The following is a 24126-nucleotide window of genomic DNA, read 5'->3' as shown; positions in this document are numbered from 1 at the left end:
ACAATACACGTCCAGGTTCTGCGACGCAGGCCGGACACGCCGGAGGTCCGGAATATGTCAAGTCGCGGCCCGACGAGGGCGTTGCGGCCCTGCCGGACCTCCGGTACAACGGTTAGCAGCCGACCGGTCAGGCCCGCGAATCGGGCCTGAGGACCACCCGTCTGCCGTGCAGCTCGCCGCGTTCCATTCGGCCGTGGACCTCGGCGGCGGCGCTCAGCGGAAGGGTCTCGACCACCAGGGGGCGCAGCCGTCCGGCCGCGAGCAGGCGGTTGATGCCGACGGCGGCCTCGGCCAGTTCGGTGCTGGTCGCATGCGAGATCACGAAGCCGGCGATCGAGCAGTCCTTCATGTAGAGCGGCCCGACCGGGAGGATCGGCCGCGAGCGGGCGCCGGCCAGCAGGACGATCCGTCCGCGCGGGGCGAGCAGGTCGACGGCGGTGGCCAGGTCGTTCTCCCCGGACGTGTCGAGGTGGAGGTCGACGCCGCCGGGGCAGGCCTGGGCGAGCCGTTCGGCGAGGTCCGGATCGCGGTAGTCCAGGGCCTCGGCCGCACCCAGGGCGAGGCACTGTTCCAGGTCCCGGGCGGAGGCGGTGGCGACGACCCGGGCCCCGGCGTCGACGGCGAGGGTGACCAGCGCGGAGCCGACGTTCCCGGCCGCGCCGGCCACCAGGACGGTCTCACCGGCCCGCAGGCGGCCGTGTGTGAACAGGCCGAGGTAGGCGGTCGCGGCCGGATGGACGACGGCGACGGCCTCCTCGGGGAGGACGCCCTCAGGGAGGTGGTAGAGGCGGTCGGCGGGGACGACGACCTGCTCGGAGGCGGCGCCCTGGCGCCCGCCGTGGCCGAGGCTGTTGGTCCACACCCGGTCGCCGACGGCGAAGCCGGGGGCGGCCGGCCCGGCCGCGGCGACGGTGCCGACCAGGTCGCGGCCGATCACGAACGGGAACGCGACCGGGGTGCGGAAGAGGCCGGAGCGGACGAAGGTGTCCACCGGATTGACGGTGGTGGCCGTGACGTCGACCAGGATGTCGGTCGGCCCAGGACGGAGGGAGGGAAGTTCGCCGTAGCGGATGTTCTCGGGCGGCCCGAGGGCCTCGATGAAGGCTGCTCGCATGCTCGGAGAGTCTTCCACCGGTCAACGCCGGGGTGCCGCACGGAAGCCGTTTGTTCGTCAACTCGCGTGCGGTCGGCCCGCCCCTGATGGCCCCGGCACACCCCACCGGGCGGCTCCGGGGGCGATCGCGCCTGCTCGCGCGCTCTGTCCGGTGGTCCGGCCATAGGCCGCGCGTGCAGCCGTGTGCCCGGTGCACCTGGGCCCGGCCTGAGCCCTCTGCATACCGTCGACCCATCTGAAGATGCGTCTGCCATGTAGAGGTTGGGGATCTCGATGAGCGACTTCGCCCTGCACATCAGGGACACGCGAACACCCGGGCGCACGCCGGGCGTTGGCAGTTCCCACGACATCGTCCTCTCGGAGCTGTGCCCGGCGCTGTTCGCGTCGCTGCCCCGGGCGGACCAGCGCCGCAAGGGTGTGGAGTACCTGCGCGGACTGCTGGGCGCGGAGGGCCGCAAGTCGGTGCGCAACATCGCGCGGCTGATCGGCGGGCAGGCCACGGAGCAGAACCTGCACCACTTCATCAGCAGCTCCACCTGGGAGTGGGACCCGGTGCGCGCCGCGCTGGCGCACTACGTGACGTCCGTCGCGCCGCCGCAGGCCTGGGTGGTGCAGCAGACGGTCATCCCGAAGGCCGGGGAGCACTCGGTGGGCGTGGATCGCCGGTTCATCTCCTCGCTCGGCCAGGTGCTCAACGCGCAGCAGGCGGTGGGCGTCTGGGCGGCGTCCGAGGAGGTGAGCATGCCGGTGAACTGGCGGCTGCACCTGTCCCGGGCGTGGCTGGACGACGTGCCGCGGCGCAGCCAGGCGTCCATCCCGGCGAGTGTGGACACCCGGACGCTGGGCGACTGCTCGGTCGAGGCGGTGCTGGAGCTGACCTCGGACTGGCGGCTGCCCACGCTGCCGGTGGTGATGGACGTCCGGGAGCTGGACGGGATGAAGGCGCTGCGGCGGCTGCGCGCGGCGGGGGTGCCGTTCCTCGTGCGGATCAACAGCACGCTGCCGCTCCGCCCGGCCGAGGGGGCCGGGCACGGCGCGGAGGCGATGCCGGCCCACCGGATCATCGGGGCGTGCCGGGACCGCAGGCGGATGGTGACCTGGACCGACCACGGCCAGGACGCCGGGCTGCGTACCGCGCTGGTCGGTGCCGTCCGGGTGCGGACGGTGACCGGGGCGGCCCGCTCCCTGGGAGTGAGCCGCAGGCCGGACGGCCCGGACCGCGACCTGCTGCTGCTCGGCGCGGGCAGCTCCGGCCGGCGCTGGCCGCAGGAGCTGTGGCTGGCCGACGTCCCGGACGCCACGCCGGCCCAGCTGTTCCGGCTGAGCCTGCGGATCGGCCGGGTCGAGCGGGACTTCGACGAGATCGCGGACCGCACCGGCATCCGCGACTACACCGGCCGTTCCTTCAACGGCTGGCACCGCCATGTCACCCTCGCCTCGGCCGCACACGCGGTCGTGGCCCTCTCCCACACCGGCGGCCGCTCGCTCCGCCGCGTGAGCTAGGGGCACTCTTCCGGATCACGCCCGCGCCCCGACAGGCACTAGGTCGCTTGGTCGACTCCCGCCGACGGGCCGTCCTTGACGAGGAGGTCGCGGACGCGCGAGAGCCGTAGGGCGAGCTGGACTTCGAGCGCTTGGCCGGGGTCCTGCCAGCCGGGGCCGAGCAGTTCCGCGACGCGTTCCAGGCGGCGGGCGACGGTGTTCGGGTGGACGTGCAGCTTCTGGGCGGCCCGGGTGGGGCTGGCTCCGGTCTCGAAGTAGGCGTCCAGGGTGCGGCCGAGGTCGGTGAACCGCTGCCGGTCGTACTCGAGCACCGGACCGATGACCGAGTCGACGAAGGAACGGACGTCCCGGTTGTCGGCGAGCAGGACACCGAGGAAGCCCAGCTCCCGGGGGGAGGCCGAGCGGCCGGTGGCGTCGAGGGCGATCATCGCCTCCAGGCAGCGCAGCGCCTCCTGGTGGCAGTGGTAGACCGAGGCGGCGTCCGCGACCGGCCCGGCCGCCGCCACCGTGACCGGTTCGCTCAGCAGCGGGGCGAGTTCGTTCAGGACGGCCCGGGCCGTCGTGCCGGCGTCGGTGCCGGGCAGCAGCAGCACGGCGTTGCCGCCGTGCCCGACCCGCAGCCCGTTCAGTCGCTGGGCCAGGCCCGTGGCCAGGGCGCAGGCCCGGCCGACCGCTCGGGCCTCGGGGCGGACGACCACCACCACGTGCGGCGTGGCCAGGTTGATGCCGAGCCGGCGGGCGCGCTCCTCCAACTGCTGTGGCGGGCGCTGGGCGCTGGTGAGCAGGTCCTCCATCAGCTCGCCGTGGGCGCGGCCCTGCACGACGGTGGTGTCGCCGGTGCGCAGCAGCTGCACCGCCACCGCCTGGGCGGCCAGGTGCAGCAGTTCGTCGATGCCGGCCGCGGGGAGGTCCTCGGGGCGGAACACCAGGGTGCCGAGTATCTCGCCTCCGGCGGTGACCGGGGCCGCCCAGAGGCCGTCCGCGGTGTGGACCGGGCGTTTGGCGGCGTGCACCTCCGCGGCGGCGGGTCCGGTCTCGGGCATCCGGCCGGTGGTGGTCAGGACGGTGCCGTCCGCCGCGTGGATCCGCAGCGCGCCACCCAGGTTCCGGCTCACGGCTTCGGCGAGACCGTGGAGTTCGCAGTCGGTCAGCGCCCGTTCGATCAGCTCGTGATGGATGCGCCGGTGCTCGCTGAGCTCCCGCAGCGACTCGGTGGTGCGTCCGTGCTCCTCGCGCAGGGTCTGCGCGGTGGCCTTGGCGTCGTCGAGGACGAGGGCGCGCTGCACGGCCAGGCCGGCGAGCTCGCCGAGCAGGTTCGTGGTGGAGATCTCCTCCGGGGTGTAGTGCCGCACATTGCGGTCGGCGACGTAGAGCGCGCCGAAGGGGTGTGGGCCGTAGCTCAGCGGGACGGCCATGATCGCGCGCAGCGCCTCGGCCCGGACCACCTCGTCGATGTCGGTGCTGTGCTGGATCCGGTTGTCGTCGAGGTAGTCCGGGGTCCAGACCGGCGCGAGGTTGGCGACGGCGGCGTGGCCGAGTCCGGAGCCGCCGGTCAGCTGGAGGCCGACGTTGAGCGTGGAGGTGTGGCCGTCCGACGCCCGGATGTAGGACAGGCCGTCCTCCGGTCCGGGGAAGCTGACGTACGCCATGTCCGAGCCGAGGAGCAGTCGCGAGCGCCGGGTGACGACCTTGAGCACCCCGTCGAGGGTGTCGGGGACGAGGAGGTCCCGGGCGGTGTCGAGCAGCGCGGACAGGCCCGCCTCGCGTTGCTGGCGCCCGCGGCGCTGGGCGCAGATGTCCAGTCCGAGCCGGACGGCCCGCTCCAGTGCGGCCGTCTCGGCCTCGCGGGCGCCGCCGCGGGCGGCCTCGGCAAGCAGTGACTCGATGCGCGCCGGTGGTGCCTCCGCCACCAGCAAGGTCAGTACCGTCAGCGCGTCAGGCCGCTTACGGACCCCCTGTTGGGCCATGCCCTACCCCCACCCGTGCACATCAGCCTTTTTGCCTGGCACATGCCAGGTAATGCAAAGTGTTTATCATGTCACTTTGGGTGGGGCTCGGATGATTCCACGGTTTGGACGGTGGAGGGGGCACCGCCGAGTGGCCCCGATGTGTTGCCGGGTCACCTTCCCGCCGCCCGTGCCGGTTGAGGAGGATGACGTGGTGGCCACCGGGGAGGTGGTCCGGGCGACAACGCCCAGCTGGCGCGGTGGGGGGCACAGGCGGACGACATGAAGGCGCTACAGGACTACCGCCGTTCGCTGGAACGGAGCAGGGCCGCGCTGGAGCACCCGCACCGGCCCGCGACCTTCCGGCTCTGCGGCCGTGAATGGGACCTGCTGCCAGGGATTTTCGCCCCGGTCTACTCGCCCACCAGCGAGATCTCCATGCGCCTGCTCGGTCTGGACGACCCGCGGGCCGCCGGGCGCTCCGGCTCGCTGCTGGAGATCGGCTGCGGCACCGGCGTCATCGCGGTGGCCGCAGCACTGGCCGGGCATGCACGGGTGGTGGCCGGCGACATCAACGAGGCCGCCGTCCGCAACACCGAGATGAACGCCCACCGGCACGGCGTCGCCGACCGCGTCCACAGCGTGCACAGCGACCTGTTCGCCGCGCTCGCGCCCGAGGAGCGCTTCGACACCGTCTTCTGGCACTCCAACTACGTGCTCGCGCCGGAGGACTACCGCTACCGGACGATGCACGAGCGCGGCTACGTCGACCCGGGCTACGCCGCCCACCGCCGCTTCCTCGTCGAGGCTCCGGGCCGGCTGGCTCCGGGCGGCTCGGTGCTGCTGCACTTCAGCGAGCGCGGCGACCTGACGGCGCTCCTCCGGATCGCCGAGGAATGCGGGCGCACCCTGCGGGTGGTGCGCAGCGGCGTCTTCCCGGAGGGCGAGGAGGAGGTCGCGCACATGTTGATCGAGGTGACCGTGGCGCGCGGCCGGTCCGGCGGCGAGACGGCACCTGGTACCGGCTTCTGACGTCCGAGCCCGGCGGCCCGATCTGCCACGCCGACTTCGGCACATGCCACGAGGTGCCTGCGCACGGTGGTCCGCCCACCCCGGGGGATGCGTGGGCCACCGGAGTCCGGCCGTGCTGTACGGCGTCCAGATGGGGCGCGCGCCCGAGCCGTTCCATGGCCGGATCTCGCCGGTCCGCCACCTCGGGACGGACCTCGTCGAGGGCCCGCCGTCACCGTTCTCGGTCGCGCCGGGGCGACATCTGACGGAGTGTGCCGCCACCTGATGGAGTATCCGCCACCTGACGAAGTGCGGGGGCGGGCGTTGGCGACACCTGGTGGCACGCCACAAGATCTGGAAGAGCCTCAGCCGTTCGGCGGCCGGCGGACCGCTGCCGGACCGGGACCCGGCCCGCGGGCCGGCCGCTCCTCCCTGACCCGTGCCATCCACAGCCTCGCCACGACGCCCTTCCGTGCGCGCCGCCGAGCCGGCGCACCTTCGCCCCGGGAGACCCCCATGGTCACCGCCCTGTCCGCGCTCCTGTCCCGGCCCGCACTCCATCAGCCCGACTGGGCCGACCACGAGCACCTTCCCGACATCAAGGACCGGCTGGCCGGTCTGCCGCCGCTGGTCGGCCCGGCCGACGTCCGGCGGCTGCGCTCCGTGCTCGCCGACGTCGCGGCCGGGCGGGCCCAGGTCGTACAGATCGGCGACTGCGCCGAGGACCCGGCGGAGTGCACCGCGGGCGACGTCGCCCGCAAGACCGGCCTGCTGGACGTCCTGGCCGGCATCGTCACGATGGCCACCCACCGGCCGGTGGTCCGGGTCGGCCGGATGGCCGGCCAGTTCGCCAAGCCCCGCTCCAAGCCGACCGAGTTCGTCGGGGGCCTGGAGATCCCGGTCTTCCGCGGCCACCTGGTCAACAGCCCCGAACCCGACCCGGAGCTGCGCCGCCCCGACCCGCGGCGGCTGCTCGGCTGCTACTGGGCGGCGGCCGAGGCGATGACCCACCTCGGCTGGTCGGATCCGGACCGTCGCTCGCCGCTCAGCCCGCCGGTGTGGACCAGCCACGAGGCGCTGCTGCTCGACTACGAAATTCCGATGATCCGTCAGATCGGTTACACCGAAAGCCTCTTGACGTCCACACACTGGCCGTGGATCGGCGAGCGGACCCGCGACGTGGCCGGCGCCCACGTCACGATGCTCGCGTCCGTGGCCAACCCGGTCGCGTGCAAGGTGGGACCCGGCATGGCACCCGAGGAACTGCTGGAGCTGTGCGCGCGGCTCGACCCGCACCGCGAGCCCGGGCGGCTGACCCTGATCGCCCGGATGGGCGCCGAGGTCGTCGCCGACCGGCTGCCCGCGCTGGTCAGGGCCGTCCGGGAGGCCGGCCACCCGGTCATCTGGCTCACCGACCCGATGCACGGCAATACCGTCACCACGCCCGGTGGGCTGAAGACCCGCTTCGTGGAGACCGTCGTCCGGGAGATCCAGCACTTCCAGTACGCCGTCCGCTCCGAGGGCGGCGTGGCCGGCGGCCTGCACCTGGAGACCACGCCCGACGACGTCACCGAGTGCGCCCACGACGCCTCCGGGGTGGCGCACGTCGGCGACAAGTACACCAGCTTCTGCGATCCCCGGCTCAACCCCGGCCAGGCCATCACCGTGGTCTCCGCCTGGGAGGGCTGACCCGCCGCGCCCGGAACGGCGCCACGCACCACCACACCGAGAGCGACCGAGAGCAACCGAGAGAGCAACGGGCCGGCCACGCGTCGGCCCCGAGGGAGGTCCGGCAGTGACGAACACGATCGCCCTGGTCACCGGGGCAGCAGGCGGCATCGGCGCGGCCGTGGTCCGCGCCCTGGCCGAACAGGGCACCGCGGTGGCCGCGGCGGACCGCGACGAGGAGGGCCTGCGCAAGACCGTGGCCGCCCTCGCCGAGGAGGGCCTGCGGGCCGAGGCCTACCCGGTGGACGTCAGCGACCACCGCGCCGTCGACCTGCTCGTCGACCGGGTGGAGCGCGAACTCGGGCCGGTGGACCAACTGGTGAACGCCGCCGGGGTGCTGCGCCTCGGCGAGGTCCGGGACTTCTCCGTCGAGGACTGGACGGCCACCTTCGCGGTCAACGTCAACGGCGTCTTCCACGTGTCCCGCGCGGTGGTCGACCGGATGATCCCGCGCGGGCGCGGCGCCATCGTCACCGTCGCCTCCAACGCCGCCCGCACCCCGCGCACCGAGATGGCCGCCTACGCCGCTTCCAAGGCCGCCGCGACGATGTTCACCAAGAGCCTCGGCCTGGAGGTCGCCAGGTACGGCATCCGCTGCAACCTCGTCGCCCCCGGATCCACCGACACCCCGATGCTCACCTCGATGTGGCACGACGAGTCCGGCCCGCAGGGCACCCTGCACGGTCGCGCGGACGCTTTCCGGGTCGGCATCCCGCTCAACAAGCTGGCCAGCCCTGCCGACATCGCCGCCGCCGTGCTCTTCCTGCTCTCCGACGCGGCCGGCCACATCACCCTGCACGACCTCACCGTCGACGGCGGCGCCGGCCTCGGCGCCTGACCGGCCCGCCCAACTCACCATTCCCCCAGGAGAGTCCACCGCATGGCAGGCATTCCGACCATCGAGCCCTATCCGATGCCGACCGCGGGCGAGCTGCCCGACAACACCGTGTCGTGGACCGTCCGCCCGGACCGCGCGGTGCTGCTCGTGCACGACATGCAGCGCTACTTCCTGCGCCCCTTCCCGGCGGACGAGGCACCCGGCCGGGAGCTGCTGCACAACGCCGCCCTGCTGCGCCGCCAGGCCGCCGAGCTCGGCGTGCCGGTCGCCTACACCGCCCAGCCGGGCGGCATGACCACCGAACAGCGCGGGCTGTTGCTGGACTTCTGGGGCCCCGGGATGCGGATGGACCCGGTCGACCGCGAGGTCGTCGAGTCGCTCGCCCCGGCCCCCGGCGACTGGCTGCTCACCAAGTGGCGCTACAGCGCCTTCTTCCGCTCCGACCTGCTCCAGCGGATGCGCGAGGAGGGCCGCGACCAGCTGATCCTGTGCGGCGTGTACGCCCACGTGGGCGTACTGATGACGGCCGTCGACGCCTTCACCAACGACATCCGGCCGTTCCTGGTCGCCGACGCCGTCGCGGACTTCTCCGCCGCCCACCACCGGCTCGCCCTGGAGTACGCCGCCGCGCGCTGCGCGATGCTGATCACCGCCAAGGAGACCTTCGCATGACCGACCGGACGACGGACCGGGCGAGCGAGCGGACGACGGGCCGGGCGAGCGGCCGGACGACGGACCGGACGGCCGAGGAACTGCTGCGCCGGGTGCTCGCGGAGCGGCCGCCCGCCTTCGCCCTCCTGCACCGGCCCGAGACCACCGGCCCGGGCACGCTGGACGTCCTGTTCGGCGAGGTCGCCACCGCGGACACGCTGGACGGTGTCCCGCTGGGCCCCGAGCCCGGCCGCCCGGGCCCGGAGGTCCTGGTCCTGGTCCCGTACCGGCAGATTGCCGAGCGCGGCTTCGAGGCCCAGGACGACGGTGCCCCGCTGCTCGCCATGACGGTGACCGAGCACGCCACCGTCGACCTCGGCGAAGCGCTGGCGCTGATCCCGGACCGGCCCACCGAGCTGACCGGCGCCCGCTTCGACCTCGGCGACGAGGAGTACGCCGACATCGTCCGACGGGTGGTCGCCGAGGAGATCGGGCAGGGCGTCGGCGCCAACTTCGTCGTCCGCCGCACCTTCCTGGCCGAGATCAGCGACTACACCCTGCACGCCGCGCTGGCCTTCTTCCGCCGGCTGACCGAGCGCGAGGCGGGCGCCTACTGGATCTTCGTCGTGCACACCGGGGAGCGGACCTTCGTCGGCGCCAGCCCCGAGCGGCACATCAGCCTGGCCGACGGCGTCGCCGTGATGAACCCGATCAGTGGCACCTACCGCTACCCGCCCTCCGGCCCCACCCTGGCCGGCGTGATGGACTTCCTCGCCGACCGCAAGGAGGCCGACGAGCTCTACATGGTGGTCGACGAGGAGCTCAAGATGATGGCCCGGATCTGCGAGGGCGGCGGCCGGGTGGTCGGCCCGTACCTCAAGGAGATGGCCCGGCTCGCGCACACCGAGTACCTCATCGAGGGCCGAACCGACCGCGACCCGCGCGAGATCCTCCGCGAGACGATGTTCGCCCCGACCGTCACCGGCAGCCCGCTGGAGAGCGCCGCCCGGGTCATCCGCCGTTACGAGACCGCCGGGCGCGGCTACTACAGCGGCGTGGCCGCGCTGATCGGCCGGGACGAGCGCGGCGGGCGCACGATGGACTCCGCGATCCTGATCCGCACCGCCGACATCGACACCGCCGGCCGGATCCGGATCGGGGTCGGCGCCACCCTGGTGCGCCACTCCGACCCGGCCTCCGAGGTCGCCGAGACCAGGGCCAAGGCGGCCGGGCTGCTGGCCGCGCTGGAAGCCGGAGGCCCGCGCACCTTCGCCGGCCACCCCCGGGTACGGGCCGCGCTGGAGCGGCGCAACACCGTCATCTCGGATTTCTGGCTGGCCGAGGACGCGGACCGCGGCCGGCGGCTCGCCGAATTCGCCGGGCGCCGGGTGCTCGTGATCGACGCCGAGGACACCTTCACCGCCATGATCGGCCACCAACTCCAGTCACTCGGGCTTGAAGTGACGATTCGTCGGTTCGACGAGCACTACGCCTTCGACGGCTTCGACCTGGTCGTGATGGGCCCGGGGCCGGGCGACCCGCGGCAGGCCGACCACCCCAAGATCGCCAGTCTGCGCGCCGCCGTGGCCGAGTTGCTCGCCCGGCGGCGCCCGTTCGTCGCGGTCTGCCTCAGTCACCAGGTGCTGTCCACCCTGCTCGGCCTGCCGCTGCGCCGCCGGGACGTCCCCAACCAGGGCGTCCAGCGCGAGATCGACCTGTTCGGCACTCGCGAGCGGGTGGGCTTCTACAACACCTTCGCCGCCGTCAGCCCGCACGACACGGTCGACGTGGACGGCGTCGGCACCATCGAGGCCGTCCGCGACCGGGAGACCGGCGAGGTGCACGCCCTGCGCGGCCCGCACTTCGCGTCCATGCAGTTCCACGCCGAGTCGGTGCTCACCCAGGACGGCCCCCGGATCGTCGGCGGCCTGATCGCCGAGGTCCTCCGTGCCGGGGCGATCCTTGCCGGGTAGTCTCCGGGAGACCGCACGGGAGAGGGGCCGACAGGATGGGCGATGACCGCGCCACCGGCGAATGGGGAGCGGAACTGCTCGACGTCGGGGCCTACCTGGCCCGCACGGGCGTTTCCGGTCCGCTGCCCCCCGAACCCGGGACGCTGCGCCGGCTGCACCGCGCCCACCTGCTGGCCCTCCCGTTCGAGAACCTCGACATCCCGCTCGGCCGCGGCGTCCCGCTCGACCTGGACCGCGTCCAGGCCAAGCTGGTCGCCGGCGGCCGCGGCGGCTACTGCTTCGAACAGAACCTGCTCTTCGCCGCGGTGCTGGAACGCCTGGGCTTCCAGGTCACCAGGCTCGCCGCCCGCGCCCTGCTGAACGCCGGCCGACCGCTGCCACGCACCCACCTGGTGCTGCTGGTGACGGTCGGCCAGGCGCGTTTCCTCGCCGACGTCGGCTTCGGCGACAAGGGGCCGCTGGAGCCGCTGCCGCTGACCGACGGCGCCCTGGCCGAGCCCGACGGCTGGACTCACCGGCTCCGCCGGGTCGGCTCGGAGCCGGACTGCTGGGTGCTCGAACTCCTTTGTCCCGACGGGTGGTTGCCGCTCTACCGGTTCGAGACGGGCCTGCCGCTGCACCAGGTCGACTGCGTGGTGATGAACCACTACACCTCCACCCACGAGCGCTCCCCGTTCACCGGCCGGGCCTACCTGTCCAAGATCACGTCGCAGCGCCGGCTCTCCCTCGACGGCCGGCGGCTGGTCGTCGGCCGCGCCGACGGCACGACGGAGGCCGCGGACCTCACCGACGAGCGGTACGCCACCGTCCTCGCGGAGGACTTCGGTGTCCGGCTCGGGCCCGGGGACCTGCGGTCCGTCCTGCGGAGCCTGCCGGCCATCGGCTCCTCCTGACACGCGTCGGCCCCGGCGGGTCTCACGACACCGCCGGGGCCGACGCCTTCCTCGGCTCAGGCCTCCTCGGCCGTGGCCAGTTCCCTGGCCAGCTCCAGCCGCTTCACCTTGGTCGTGGCGGTGTGCGGCAGTTCGTCCAGCCGGCGCTGCACCGGCGGGGCCAGCGTGGGCAGGCCGGCCACCGCGCGGTTCCAGCGGGCGAGGTCGAGCGGCTGGTCGTCCCGGGTGCAGACCACGGGCACCGGGGCCTTGTCCCCGCCGGGCACGATGATCACCTCCAGCAGCTCGGGCAGCCGGGTGAACAGCTTGTCCTCCAGGTCCAGGGTGCTGTTGATCCCCGGGATCTCGTCGACCTCGCGGTCCAGCAGATGCAGGCAGCCCCACCGGGTGCGGTAGCCGAGGTCGCCCATCCGCCACCAGCCGTCCCGCGAGAACTGGCCCTCGAAGCGCTCCCGTTCGCCGAAGTAGGTGACGATCTGCCCGCCGCTGCGCACCTCGATGTGGCCGGGGGAGTCCTTGGCCACCGGCCGGCCGTCCCGGCTGACCACCCGGACCTCGGTCATCCCGGGGAAGGTCCGCCCGACGCAGCGGCCGTCGGCGCCGCTGCGGCGGCGCCGGGTGTAGGTGCGGGCGGCGATGGCGCCGGTCTCGCTCTGCCCGTACGTCTGGGCGAAGAACGGCAGGCTGCGCTCGGACGCGCCCAGCAGGGTGTCGACCGTGCGCGGGTGGATGGCGTCGAAGGTGTTGCTGAAGCAGCGGACCTTGGCCAGCGGCTTCGCCGGGTGGTCCGCCAGGACCTCCCAGCTCAGCAGGGTGTTGGGGTGGGACTCGATCACCCCCGGGGGGATCCGGGCGAACAGCTTCGCGACGTGCTCCGGCTCGTCGTCCCGCAGGATGATCATGGGATGGCCGCGCAGCGCGAACAGCGCGGCCCCGCTGATCATCCGCGAGTGGACGAAGGAGACGTGCACGGCGATCGGCTCGTGCCGCCCGACCGGGGCGAGCAGCACCGACTGCGGGCGGCAGCGGGCCTGGATCGTGATGCCGGTCTGGACGGCGAGCTTGGGCAGGCCGGTGGTGCCCGAGGTGTGGGTGATCAGGGCCGGCCGGTCCTGCGGCATGGTCACCGGCGCCACCCGCTCGACCCCGGCCAGCCCGGCCAGCGCGGTCGCGCCCGGGAACTCCCCGGTGGCCACCAGCACCCGCTCGGTCAGGTCGAACACCTCGGACGGGAGTGCCTGCTCCAGCTTCGCCGCGTCGGTGAGCAGCGTCGGCCGGGACAGTCGCCCCAGCAGACGGGCGACGGTGGCGCCGTCCAGCTTCGGGGACAGCAGCACCGGTACCCCGCCGACCCGGGCGACGCTGTAGGCGAGCAGGGAGATGTCGAAGCTGTCCGACTTGTGGATCACCACGTGCGAGCCGGGGCGGACCTGGGAAGCCCACAACCGGGCGGCGAAGTCATCGACCAGGTCGGCGAGTTCGGTCAGGGTGACCCGCCGGCCCAGCTCCGGGGCGATGTCGAGGTCGTGGTCGAGGTAGACCGGGCTCGCCGGGTGACGGGCGGCCGCGCGGTCCCAGACCGTGCCCAGCCGGATGCCTCGATTGCCGACGCGTTGCAGGAACATGCTCCTCTTCCCCTTCGGTTGGTCGCGGATCGCTCGGGCGCCCGGTGCCGGGGCGCCGGACGCCGGGCCGGCCTCACGGCTCGCGCAGGGCCCGGTCGACGAGGGGGCCGGCCGCTCCGGTGTACGTGGTCGGATCGCACAGCCGAGAGAGCTCGACCCTGCCGAACATGCCGTCGAGAGCAGGCAGTTCGGCGAGCACCTGCTCCAGCGGCCGACCGTCGCGGTCGGCCTCGCCGGACGCCTCGGTGAGCAGCTGCTTGGCCGCCGCCTTGCCGAGCCGGGGTGCCAGGACGGCGACGATCCGCTCCGAGACGATCTGACTGCCCGTCAGTTCGAGGTTGGTGCGCATCCGTTCGGGCTTGACCTCCAGCCCCTCGGCGAGCTCCACCGCGGTGTGTGCGGCGCCCCCGGTCAGCCGCAGCGCCTCGCGCAGCAGCTGCCACTCGGCGTGCCAGGCACCCCCCGAGCGCTCGTCCTCGGCCAGCAGGCACTGGGTGAGCCCGGCGGCGATCACCGGCACCTGCAGCGCGGCGCTGCGGATCAGGGTGGCCAGCACCGGGTTGCGCTTGTGCGGCATCGCGGAGGAGCTGCCGCGCCCGGCCGCGGTGGGCTCGGCCACCTCGCCGACCTCCGTCCTGGTCAGCGACTGCACGTCGATCGCGATCTTGCCGAGGGCGCCGGCGGTGAAGGCCAGCGCGCCCGCGAGGTCGGCGATCGGGGTGCGCAGCGCGTGCCAGGGCAGCACCGGGCGGGCCAGCCCGGTCTCGGCGGCGAAGGCGGTGAGCAGTCGGTCCAGGTAGTCGCCCGGGTCCGGCGCCGCCCCGTTCGCCCCGCCCGCGGCCGCGCCGTCGATCCGGGCGTACTCCAGGTACCCGGCGAGGGTGCCGGCGGCGCCGCCGAGCGAGACCGGCAGGCCGTGTTCGGCGACCTGCCCGAGCCGCTGCTCGGAGTCCAGGACGAGCCGGCGCCAGCCGGCCGCCTTGAGGCCGAAGGTGGTCGGTACGGCTTGCAGGGCGAGCGTGCGGCCGGGGAGGACGGTGTCCCGGTGCCGTGCGGCGAGGACGGCCAGGGCCCGCGCGGTGCGGGTGAGGTCGGCGCGGATGATCCGCAGGGCCTCGGCGGCCACCAGCATCGCGCCGGTGTCCAGGACGTCCTGGCTGGTGGAGCCGCGGTGGACGTACTCGGCGGCGGCCCGGTCCTCGGCCGCCACCACCCCGGTCAGCGCCCGGACCAGCCCGACCACCGGGTTGGCGGTCTCCCGGGACTCGACCGCGAGGGCCCGCAGGTCCAGCAGCTCGGCGCGGGCCAGGCGGGTGATGGTGTCGGCGGCGGTCTTGGGCAGGGTGCCCAGCCCGGCCTGGGCCCGGGCCAGCGCCGCCTCGGCGTCCAGCATGGCCTGCAGCCAGGCCCGGTCGCAGACGGCGGCCTCGACCGGCGTCCCGGCGCGGACCGGGGAGAGCAGCCCGGCGTCGGTCAGGATGTCGGCCGCGTCGTGCGGGTCGTGCTCGTCGTGCGGGCCGCCGGGTCCGTCCTGGGCGTCCGGCTCGTCCGGGGCGTCCGGCTCGTCCGGGGCGTCCGGCTCGTCAGGGTCGGTCATATCAGCACTCCGGTCAGGTCGGTGACGGCCGCGTCCGGCCGGACGCCGAAGGGCAGCTGGGTGGTGGGCGGCAGGGCGAGCAGCGAGCGCGCGATCGCGTCCGAGTCGCCGAGGGTCACCGAGTCCACGCCGGGCCGGATGCCGGCCGCCGTCACCCAGTGCACCGACTCGGTCGGCACCCCGTAGGCGTAGCGCCGCGGGTGCGCGCGGCCCCGGGTGTCCAGCAGCCGGTACGGCCGTTTGGTGACGGCCAGGCCGCCGGTCTCGTAGTCGGTGCCGCCCGTGCCCGGGATCCGGTACGCGGTCGCCTGCTCGGTGCTCAGCAGGTGCTGCAGCAGCGGGTCGGTGGTGCGGCGCAGGTCGGGTTCGGGCAGCCGGGCCTCGATCAGGACGGTGGCGCGCACCGGCGGCTGGGGCACCGCCCGGGAGGTGAGCACGTAGGCGGCCGCCTCGGTGTCGATCCGGATCTCGGTGCCCGGGCCGGTGAGTTCGACCACCCCGGCCTCGATCAGGGCGATCAGCTCCTCGATCCGGGAGACCGGCGGGCCGATCGACAGGAAGGCGTTGAGCGGGGTGTACCAGCCCTCCAGGTCGTCCCGGTGCGAGTTCCCCTCCAGCCCGCCGTGGTCCACCGCGAGGCGGATCTCGTTGCGCAGGTCGCGCAGGATGTCCAGGGCGGCCTTGAGCGGGCCGCTGAGGTTGCCGGCGCGGGCCGCCTCGACGTCCTCGGCCAGGTAGCCGAGCAGCCAGTCGCGGAAGTCCTCCGGTCCGGTGAACTCCCGGCCCCCGTAGGGGCGGAAGAGCCGATCCCAGTCCCAGCGCTCCGACTCGGGGATGCCGTACTCGTCGAGCAGGGCCGCGAAGCCGCCGCCGTGGGCGACCGTCAGGTACCGATCGACGAAGGGCTCCCGCTCGGCGTCGCGCCCCTTCGCGTCGAGCAGCGTGCCGTAGTAGACGCTCTCCACCTCGCGCGCGATCAGCGGCCACAGGTCGGTGCGGAACTGCACCGGCTCGCCGGCCGCGGACTGCTCGCGCAGCCCGGCGATGTACTCGGCGGTCAGCAACCGGGGGAAGTAACGGCCGTACGCGCCCTTCTCGTTCTCGCCGCGGGCGTGGTACGGGATGCCGCGGCGCGAACTGGCGAACAGTTTCGGCTCCAGGCCCGACGGCCGGTACACCAGCCGTCCGTCCGCGCGGACGAAGGCGCCGCCCCGGCCGACCGTGAACAGGGCCATGTGGTCGAAGAAGTTCAGCCCGAGGCCGCGCAGCAGCACGTGCTGGCCCGGCAGGATGCCGCTCAGGTCGAGGTCCGCCGGGTTGGCCGGGGTGATGTAGGTGAGGTGGTGGATCCGGGACAGGCTCGCCGTCCGCTCCTCGTGCGGGGTCGGGCGGGCCGCGACGTGGCCCTGGGCGAGCACGATGGCGTCCAGGTGGTTGAGCCGGCTGCCGTTCTCCAGGCGGATGCCCTGCGGGCCGCCGGGGACACCGTGGGTGTCCGCCATCGCCACCGCCCGCGAGCGGTGCACCTGGACGGTGACGTGCGCGGGCGCGCCGTCCGCCACCCGGCGGAAGCTCGCGTTCAGGTAGCGCCCGTAGAACGCCCGGGTGGGGTAGCTGTCGGCTCCCAGGGCGCGGGCCTCGGCCACGCACTCCTCGTCCTGCCCGGAGGCGGCGCCGGCCTCGGCGACCTCCACTGCCCACTCCCACAGGCTCGGACCGGGCTCGATCGGGCCGTCGATCCGGGAGCTGTCGTCGGTGTACACGGTGATCTGCGAGGCGACGGTGTTCATCAGCAGGTGCCGTGACTGGTCCTGGCGCCAGACGGCGCCGGCGCCGGGCGCGGCCGGGTCGACCATGTGCACCGTGATGGAGTCGTGCGAGGGCGCCGCGCGCTCGTTGGCGCAGAGCCGCTCCAGAACGGACAGGCCGCGCGGGCCGGCCCCGATGACGCAGACCTCCAGTGCCGCCTTGCTGCCCACTCCGCTCATGCGCCCGCCTCGCTTCGCTCGGCAGGGGCATCCGCCCGCGCGCACCTCTCGATGACGGGCTCGGTTCGCTCACTCACGGCTTCACGTCCTCCACGTCTTCCACGTCCGCCCGGGTGCCCTGCGGGGCGTCGGCGAGCAGCAGGCGGGCGAGCTCCAGGCGCTTGATCTTGGTGGTGGCGGTCCTCGGCAGCTCGTCCAGCCGCCGGTGGACCGGCTCGGCCATCGGCGGCAGCGACGCCGTGGCGCGGCGCCAGGCCGCCAGGTCCAGTGGTTCGTCGTCCTTGGTGCACACCACCGGCACGGCCCTGCCGTCCGGGCCGGGGATGATGATGACCTCGGCGAGGCCGGGCAGCTGGCCGAACAGGGTGTCCTCGGCCGCGAGGGTGCTGCCGAAGCCCTCGATCAGGTCGACCTCGCGGTCCAGCAGGTGCACGCAGCCCCACTTGGTGCGGTAGCCGACGTCGCCCATCCGCCACCAGCCGTCCGCCGACACCTGGGCGTCGTATCGGTCCTGCTCGCCGAGATAGGTGACGATGCGTCCGTCGCTGCGCACCTCGATGAAGCCCGGGTTCCGCTCGGACGGCGGGTTGCCGTTCCGGCTGACGACCCGGACGTCGGTCATCCCGGGGAACGGCATGCCGACGCAGCGGCCGTCGTCGTCCAGGGTGCGGCGCCGGGTGAAGCCGCGGACGATGGCCGGGCCGACCTCGCTCTGCCCGTACAGCTGGCCGAAGAGCGGCGAGCGGCGCCGGGTGGCGCGCAGCAGCCGGTGCACGGTCCGCGGGTGGATCGCGTCGAAGGTGCTGCTGAACAGCTTGACGTTGGACAGCGGGCCGCGCGGGTCCTGCGCCAACTCCTCCCACTCCATGAAGGAGTTGGGGTGCGCCTCCAGGATGCCCGGCTTCAGCCGCGCGAACAGGTCGCCGACGTGCTTCGGGTCCGACTCGCGCAGCACGACCAGCGGGAAGCCGCGGTAGAGCGAGATCGCCAGCGCGGTGATCAGCCGGGAGTGGACGAAGGAGACGTGGATGGCGATGGTCTCCCGGCCCGGGATCAGCGGGGCGATGACGGAGGCCTGCGGGCGGTAGCGGGACTGCAGGCTGAACCCGGTGTGCACGGCCAGCTTGGGCGTCCCGGTGGTGCCCGAGGTGTGGGTGATCAGCGTCGGGTGGTCGGCCGGCATGATGACGGGCCTGACCCTCTCCACCCCGGCCAGCGCCCGCAGTTCGACGGCGTCCCGGTACGAGCCGGAGGTCAGCACCACCCGGTCGGCGAGGTCGAAGACCGTCTCGGGCAGCACGTTCTCCAGCTTCTCCTGGTCGGTCACCAGGAACGGCCGGTCGGTGCGGCGGACCAGCTCGGCGACGGTCGCGCCGTCCAGCGCCGGCGACAGCAGGACCGGGACCGCCCCGATCCGCGCCGCCGCGCACGCGAGCAGCGTGATGTCGAAGCCGTCGGCCTTGTACACCACCACCCGCCGGCTCGGGCGCACGCCCGCCGCCCAGAGCCGGGACGCCAGGTCGTCCACCAGGTCCGACACCTCGGCGACGGTCGCCCTGCGCCCCAACTCCGGTGCCGCGTCGAGGTCGTGGTCGAGGATGAGGACGTTCGCGCCGTGTCTGGCCGCGGCGCGTTCGAAGAGCATCCCGAGCTGAATTCCCCGGTTTCCGATACGTTGAAGAAGCACCTGTACGCCTCCCGGGCCTCGGCTGTGCGCCGTCGGCGCCTGACGTGAATGGAATGGACACCACCCGCGGTGAAAGAGACACCGTCCGAGGTGAATTGGCGTGCCCGGGCGTCCGAATGGCCGCGTGCCCGGGTACGGGCCCGGGAATTCCGGGCGAATCGCGGAAAGGCCGGATACCGCCCGGCGTCACGCCTCTTCGATGACGGCCTTGATGCGCTGCAGGGTGGCGGCCAGATCGCCGGAGATCTTGTCGCCCCACTCCGCGAAGAAGCGCTGCTTCTCGGCCGCGTCCATCTCCGCGGTGATGCCCTTGATGCCCTGGGTGGCCGAGTCCATGCGGAAGTGGTGGGTCAGCAGGCTGCCGCCGCCCTCGGCGGCCTCGATGTCGAAGCCCCAGACGCTCTCCTGCTTCTGGCCGTCCGAGTTGTGTATCGCCCACCGGAAGGTCCGGCCCGGCTCCGCGGTGACCACCTCGGACTGGGTCGTCCACCGGCCGCGGACCACCGGCGCCCAGGCGACGATGTCGTCGCCGCGGAGGTTGTCGCCGCGGAACACGGACCCGACGGCGGCCGGCTCGCCGACCGTCCATTCACCGCCCAGGCATTCCGGGCTCCATTCGCCGCTGCGCGGCAGGTCGCTGATCACCGCGTAGACCTCGATCGGTGTCGCGGAAATGCGAATGTCGGCGTCGGCGGAGAATATCGGCTGCTTCTCGTTGATGGTTTCGCCCATGCCGGGGATCGTCCCAGCCCGGCCCCGGCGGGGGTCAAGGGCGGGCCGGCGGGTCCGTCAACTCCGTGGTTCCGTGTCAACTCCGGCCCGGCGCCGCGGCGAACGGCCACGAACCGGCCGGCATCGCGTACCACGAACCGGCCGGCATCGCGGGCCGCGAACCGGCCGTCCCCTCGGAGGGTTACGAACCGGCCCGGATCTCGCGGGCGAAGTGCATGGCGACGATCGACATCCGGGCCGCGTGGTAGAAGCGGTGCGCGCCGTGGTTGGTCACCCCGGAGTCGAGCTCGATCCGGGCGCACCCCGCCCGCCGGGCCCGCTCGTCCAGCTCCGCCATCAGCCGCCCGCCGACCCCTGCCGACCGTACCGCGCGGTCGGTCACCAGGTCGTCGACGAACAGCAGCTGGCCGCGGCTGGTCGCCAGCACCCGGTGGGTCGCCACCCCGACGCACCGCCCGCGGCCGTCGTAGGCGGCGGTGAAGGCCAGCCCCTGCGCGTGCGCCTCGGCGGCGAAGGCGGCGAACCCCTCGGCGGTCAGGGCCGGTCTCAACTGCCGTATCAGCGGCCCGACATCGGTCGCCATGGCGGCGCTCCCCGGTGTGACGTCAACCATCGTCAGTTCCATCCCCCGATCTTCGCAGGGAACCCCGGTCCTCGGTCCGGGCGGGGATGTGGGTCCGGGCCCGTGGTCAGGCCGCCGCGCAGGCCGGGCAGAGGCCGCGGTAGGTGACGGCGGCGTCGGTGACGGTGAAGCCGAAGCGCTGGTCGGCGGGCAGGGCGGCGAGGGGGTCGTCGGTGGGGTGGACGTCGCGGATGGTGCCGCAGTGGGTGCAGACGAGGTGCTGGTGCGGGTGGTGGGCGTTGGGGTCGTAGCGCTTGGCCCGGCCGTCGGTGGAGACCTCGGTGACCTCGCCGAGGGTGACCAGTTCGCCGAGGGTGTTGTAGACGGTGGCCCGGGAGATCTCGGGCAGGCGTTCGGCGGCTCGGGCGTGGACCTCGTCGGCGGTGAGGTGCACGTGCTCGCCGTCCAGGACCTCCGCCACGACACGCCGCTGGGAGGTGAGGCGCCAGCCGCGTCCGCGCAGTCGCTCCAGCAGGTCACTCATATCGGTTCACCTATTCAGGTCAATGGGAGGCCAGGATTTTACCAAGTGATTTCGGCTTCGCTCCGGTTCCCGATCGGATATGCGTTTGGTGTCAATCTTGACGTGGATCGTGTCCATCGTAGGATCGGCTCCGGCGATAGCCTGGGTAGCAGGAAGTAGCAGTGAAGACACCGTGATCCGCCTTGTAGGGAAGGATTTCCATGTCTGAGAACCACGATCCGATCGTTACCGAACCCGAGCCGCAGGCGGAGGGCGCGGGTGGCTGCCCGGTGGCCCACGGGCGCGCGCCGCACCCCACCCAGGGCGGCGGAAACCGCCAGTGGTGGCCGGAGCGGCTCAATCTGAAGATCCTCGCGAAGAATCCGGCCGTGGCGAACCCGCTCGGCGCGGACTTCGACTACGCCGCGGCGTTCGGATCCCTCGACCTTCCGACCGTGAAGCGGGACATCGAGACGGCCCTCACCACCTCGCACGCCTGGTGGCCGGCCGACTACGGGCACTACGGCCCCTTCATCATCCGGATGGCGTGGCACAGCGCGGGCACCTACCGGATCAGCGACGGCCGCGGCGGCGCCGGAGCCGGGCAACAGCGCTTCGCCCCGCTGAACAGCTGGCCCGACAACGCCAGCCTGGACAAGGCCCGCCGCCTGCTGTGGCCGGTGAAGAAGAAGTACGGCCGCAACCTCTCCTGGGCCGACCTGATGATCCTGGCCGGGAACGTCGCCCTGGAGTCGATGGGCTTCGACACCTTCGGCTTCGGCGGCGGCCGCGTGGACGAGTGGGAGCCGGACGAGGACGTCTACTGGGGCCCGGAGACCACCTGGCTCGGCGACGAGCGCTACACCGGCGACCGCGAGCTGGAGCGCCCGCTCGCCGCCGTCCAGATGGGCCTGATCTACGTCAACCCCGAGGGCCCCAACGGCACCCCGGACCCGCTCGCCGCCGCCCGCGACATCCGCGAGACCTTCTACCGGATGGCGATGAACGACGAGGAGACCGTCGCGCTGATCGCCGGCGGCCACACCTTCGGCAAGACCCACGGCGCGGGCCCGGCGGAGAACGTCGGCCCCGACCCCGAGGACGCCCCGATGGAGCAGCAGGGCCTCGGCTGGAAGAGCACCTTCCGCACCGGCAAGGGCGGGGACGCGATCACCAGCGGCCTGGAGGGCGCCTGGACGGCCACCCCGGTGACCTGGGACAACAGCTTCTTCGAGACGCTGTTCGGCTACGAGTGGGAGCTGGCCAAGAGCCCGGCCGGCGCCTTCCAGTGGAAGCCGAAGGGCGGCGCCGGAGCGGGCACCGTCCCGGACGCCCACGACCCGTCCAAGCGGCACGCCCCGACGATGCTGACCACCGACCTGTCGCTGCGCCTGGACCCGATCTACGAGCCGATCTCCCGGCGCTTCCTGGAGCACCCCGAGGAGCTCGCGGACGCCTTCGCCCGCGCCTGGTTCAAGCTGACCCACCGCGACATGGGCCCGATCGCCCGCTACGTCGGCGCGGAGGTCCCGACCGAGCAACTGGTGTGGCAGGACCCGCTGCCCGCGGTCGACTACCAGCAGATCGACGCCGCGGACGTCGCCGCCCTGCGGGAGCGGATCGCCGCCTCCGGGCTGTCGGTCTCCGAGCTGGTGTCCACCGCGTGGGCGGCGGCCTCCTCCTTCCGCGGCAGCGACAAACGCGGCGGCGCCAACGGCGGCCGGATCCGGCTCCAGCCGCAGATCGGCTGGGAGGTCAACGAGCCGGACCGGCTGGCCTCGGTGCTGCGCACCCTGGAGGGCGTGCAGCAGGAGTTCAACGCCCGGTCCGGGGCCAAGCAGGTCTCGCTGGCGGACGTGGTGGTGCTGGCCGGCGGCGTCGGCGTGGAGAAGGCCGCCCGGGCGGCCGGCCGCGACGTGGTGGTGCCGTTCACGCCCGGCCGGGTGGACACGACGCAGGAGCTCACCGACGTCGACTCCTTCGCGGCGATGGAGCCGGCCTCGGATGGCTTCCGCAACTACGTGGGCAAGGGCAGCCGGCTGGGCGCCGAGTACCTGCTGCTCGACAAGGCGAACCTGCTGACCCTGAGCGCGCCCGAACTGACCGTCCTGGTCGGCGGTCTGCGGGTGCTGGGGGCCAACCACCAGCAGTCCCCGCACGGCGTCCTCACCGAGACCCCCGAGGCCCTGACGAACGACTTCTTCGTCAACCTGCTGGACCTGGGCACGGAGTGGAAGGCCACCTCGGAGGACGGGCACACCTTCGAGGGCCGGGACGCGGCCACCGGCGCGCTCAAGTGGACCGGGACCCGGGCCGACCTGGTGTTCGGCTCCAACTCCGAACTGCGCGCCGTCGCCGAGGTCTACGCGAGCGACGACGCGAAGGAGAAGTTCGTGGCGGACTTCGTCGCGGCGTGGGTCAAGGTGATGAACCTGGACCGGTTCGACGTCGCCTGATCCCGCGCCGGCCTGACCCCGTGGGCCTGTGATCCCCGGCGGCAGACGGGAGTTGGCGTCAGCCCGCCATCGGCCCGGAGGCGTACACCTCCGGGTCGATGGCTGACCGCTACCGGGGGTGCGCCGCCGTGCTGATCGCGGTGCTCGGGGCGCTGCGTGGGCGGTGGGTCAGGCGCCCTCGCCGGGTCGGTGGCCCTCGGCCTTGGGCTCCTCCGCCACGTTCTGCTCGGCCGCGTCCTGCTCTGCCGTGTCCTGCTCCGCCTTGTGCTCGGCGGCCCGGACCTGCTCGGCGAAGGCCTGCGCGTCGATCCGCTCGACCGTGGCCCCGTGCCGGGAGGCCAGGTCGTCGGCCCGGTCGGGGGAGGACTCCCGGAGCTCCAGGACGAGCAGCGCGCCGCCGTCCGGGACGCGCGGCGAGAGCATGATCAGCCCGGCGCCGCCCTCCGTCGCCCGGCCCTCCTCGGCGGCGTTGCCGAGCGCCGCACCGGCCGCGAAGCCGAGCAGGACGCCGATCGGCCCGCCGACCAGGCCCACCAGGCCGCCGAGCACGCCGGAGCTGACGGTGGTCACGCCCGCGCCCCGGGTGAAGGTGTCCTGGACCTCCAACAGGCCGTCGGCGCTGCGCTCCAGCGCCGCCAGCTGCCGCAGGCCCGGCAGGTGCTGCGCCTCGTCGAAGGCCGTCCGCCAGGCGGCGGCGTCCGGGAAGGTCAGCAGGACGACGTTGTGCTGCTCGCTCATCGCGCTCCGATCGGGCCGGGGGCGGGGGTCGCCGGATTCCATCGTGACCTTCGGTGCCCGGCCCGGCCACAGGAGCGACGGGCGGCGCGGACTGCCCGGGGTCCGGCCGTTCAAACGTGGGGCCCGGTTCAGGGTCCCGTCACCGCCCGGATTCCGGACAGGTGTAGGGCGACGGGAGGTTCGCCGGGTGGCCGGGGGAGTGGGTGCGGCCTGCGGGAGCCGGACGGGAGGGGAGACCTCGTCCCTATTTCGACCCTGGCCGAAATTGTGCCCGGTGCGCGGCAGACCCCTGGTGCGGTGGGTGGGGCGGTGCCAGGATCCCGACCCGGCACGACCGTGCCAGACCCGAATGTCTGAAGGAGGCACCATGCAGCCCACGGCAGAGCAGGTCCGCGCGCTCAAGGACGAGGACTTCCGGCTCACCCTCGGCCAGGGCCACCAGGTCCACCCGGCCGGCGACCTGTCGGACGAGCTCTACGTGACCGCCGCGGTGCAGTCCAGCACCTGTGGCGGCTGGAGCAGCTGCGCCCACGTCTGCAGCTTCTGAGTCCGCCGTCCGCG

Annotated in this window: 19 protein-coding genes; 9 read left to right on the top strand and 10 right to left on the bottom strand. The window is 73.3% G+C overall.

Annotation, left to right across the window (positions count from 1 at the left end; genetic code table 11):
* Positions 1–127: 127 nt before the first annotated feature.
* Positions 128–1114, bottom strand: coding sequence for an NADPH:quinone reductase (locus OG556_RS05190; protein ID WP_363587037.1), 987 nt, complete (start codon positions 1112–1114; stop codon positions 128–130).
* 273 nt (positions 1115–1387) lie between these two features.
* Between OG556_RS05190 and OG556_RS05185 the strand changes: the two genes are divergently transcribed.
* Complete coding sequence (locus OG556_RS05185) at positions 1388–2617, top strand: IS701 family transposase (protein ID WP_371516079.1); 1230 nt, start codon at positions 1388–1390, stop codon at positions 2615–2617.
* A gap of 38 nt (positions 2618–2655) precedes the next feature.
* Here OG556_RS05185 and OG556_RS05180 read toward each other — a convergent pair whose 3' ends face one another.
* Entirely contained in the window at positions 2656–4527 is a 1872-nt protein-coding gene (locus tag OG556_RS05180) for a helix-turn-helix domain-containing protein (RefSeq protein ID WP_371516078.1), read from the bottom strand.
* A 318-nt stretch (positions 4528–4845) separates the two neighbouring features.
* Here OG556_RS05180 and OG556_RS05175 point away from each other — a divergent pair, with 318 nt between their 5' ends.
* From OG556_RS05175 to OG556_RS05150, 6 genes are all read left to right on the top strand, one after another.
* Positions 4846–5595: a 50S ribosomal protein L11 methyltransferase gene (locus tag OG556_RS05175; RefSeq protein ID WP_363632359.1), complete on the top strand. Its 750-nt coding sequence runs from the start codon at positions 4846–4848 to the stop codon at positions 5593–5595.
* Positions 5596–6090: 495 nt separating this feature from the next.
* Positions 6091–7263, top strand: a complete 1173-nt coding sequence (locus OG556_RS05170; RefSeq protein WP_371516077.1) for a 3-deoxy-7-phosphoheptulonate synthase — start codon at positions 6091–6093, stop codon at positions 7261–7263.
* 106 nt (positions 7264–7369) lie between these two features.
* The gene (locus tag OG556_RS05165; protein ID WP_363587042.1) at positions 7370–8140 is read left to right on the top strand and encodes a 2,3-dihydro-2,3-dihydroxybenzoate dehydrogenase; all 771 of its coding nucleotides are present in this window, start codon (positions 7370–7372) and stop codon (positions 8138–8140) included.
* A 42-nt stretch (positions 8141–8182) separates the two neighbouring features.
* Positions 8183–8812 (top strand): isochorismatase family protein, encoded by a 630-nt coding sequence (locus OG556_RS05160; protein WP_063346539.1) that lies wholly within the window; start codon positions 8183–8185, stop codon positions 8810–8812.
* The gene (locus OG556_RS05155; protein ID WP_371516076.1) at positions 8809–10764 is read left to right on the top strand and encodes an anthranilate synthase family protein; all 1956 of its coding nucleotides are present in this window, start codon (positions 8809–8811) and stop codon (positions 10762–10764) included. Before OG556_RS05160 ends, OG556_RS05155 begins: the two co-directional genes overlap by 4 nt.
* 35 nt (positions 10765–10799) lie before the next feature.
* Positions 10800–11657 carry an arylamine N-acetyltransferase gene (locus OG556_RS05150; protein ID WP_363587044.1) on the top strand — a complete coding sequence of 286 codons (858 nt, stop codon included), beginning with the start codon at positions 10800–10802 and terminating at the stop codon, positions 11655–11657.
* Between the two features lie 56 nt (positions 11658–11713).
* On the opposite strand, the gene OG556_RS05145 is transcribed toward OG556_RS05150, so the two are convergent.
* The 7 genes from OG556_RS05145 to OG556_RS05115 all read right to left on the bottom strand — a co-directional run bounded on the left by OG556_RS05145 (position 11714) and on the right by OG556_RS05115 (position 20392).
* Positions 11714–13282 carry a class I adenylate-forming enzyme family protein gene (locus OG556_RS05145; RefSeq protein ID WP_371516075.1) on the bottom strand — a complete coding sequence of 523 codons (1569 nt, stop codon included), beginning with the start codon at positions 13280–13282 and terminating at the stop codon, positions 11714–11716.
* Positions 13283–13355: 73 nt separating this feature from the next.
* On the bottom strand, positions 13356–14879 hold the full coding sequence (locus OG556_RS05140) for an adenylosuccinate lyase family protein (RefSeq protein ID WP_371516074.1): 1524 nt from the start codon (positions 14877–14879) through the stop codon (positions 13356–13358).
* The gene (locus OG556_RS05135; RefSeq protein WP_371516073.1) at positions 14876–16867 is read right to left on the bottom strand and encodes an FAD/NAD(P)-binding protein; all 1992 of its coding nucleotides are present in this window, start codon (positions 16865–16867) and stop codon (positions 14876–14878) included. Before OG556_RS05135 ends, OG556_RS05140 begins: the two co-directional genes overlap by 4 nt.
* A gap of 73 nt (positions 16868–16940) precedes the next feature.
* Positions 16941–18512: a class I adenylate-forming enzyme family protein gene (locus tag OG556_RS05130; RefSeq protein ID WP_371516072.1), complete on the bottom strand. Its 1572-nt coding sequence runs from the start codon at positions 18510–18512 to the stop codon at positions 16941–16943.
* 228 nt (positions 18513–18740) lie between these two features.
* Positions 18741–19286: an SRPBCC family protein gene (locus OG556_RS05125; RefSeq protein ID WP_371516071.1), complete on the bottom strand. Its 546-nt coding sequence runs from the start codon at positions 19284–19286 to the stop codon at positions 18741–18743.
* Positions 19287–19467: 181 nt separating this feature from the next.
* The gene (locus OG556_RS05120) at positions 19468–19869 is read right to left on the bottom strand and encodes a GNAT family N-acetyltransferase (RefSeq protein WP_371516070.1); all 402 of its coding nucleotides are present in this window, start codon (positions 19867–19869) and stop codon (positions 19468–19470) included.
* 106 nt (positions 19870–19975) lie between these two features.
* Positions 19976–20392 (bottom strand): Fur family transcriptional regulator, encoded by a 417-nt coding sequence (locus OG556_RS05115; RefSeq protein WP_371516068.1) that lies wholly within the window; start codon positions 20390–20392, stop codon positions 19976–19978.
* 200 nt (positions 20393–20592) lie between these two features.
* Between OG556_RS05115 and katG the strand changes: the two genes are divergently transcribed.
* Positions 20593–22827: a catalase/peroxidase HPI gene (katG, locus tag OG556_RS05110; RefSeq protein WP_371516067.1), complete on the top strand. Its 2235-nt coding sequence runs from the start codon at positions 20593–20595 to the stop codon at positions 22825–22827.
* A gap of 168 nt (positions 22828–22995) precedes the next feature.
* Here katG and OG556_RS05105 read toward each other — a convergent pair whose 3' ends face one another.
* Entirely contained in the window at positions 22996–23565 is a 570-nt protein-coding gene (locus OG556_RS05105; RefSeq protein ID WP_371516065.1) for a hypothetical protein, read from the bottom strand.
* A 367-nt stretch (positions 23566–23932) separates the two neighbouring features.
* Here OG556_RS05105 and OG556_RS05100 point away from each other — a divergent pair, with 367 nt between their 5' ends.
* On the top strand, positions 23933–24112 hold the full coding sequence (locus OG556_RS05100) for a hypothetical protein (protein ID WP_371516064.1): 180 nt from the start codon (positions 23933–23935) through the stop codon (positions 24110–24112).
* Positions 24113–24126 lie beyond the last annotated feature (14 nt).

The organism is Kitasatospora sp. NBC_01300, from assembly GCF_041435235.1.
GTDB lineage: Bacteria > Actinomycetota > Actinomycetes > Streptomycetales > Streptomycetaceae > Kitasatospora.
This window is presented reverse-complemented; position numbering and strand designations above follow the sequence as displayed.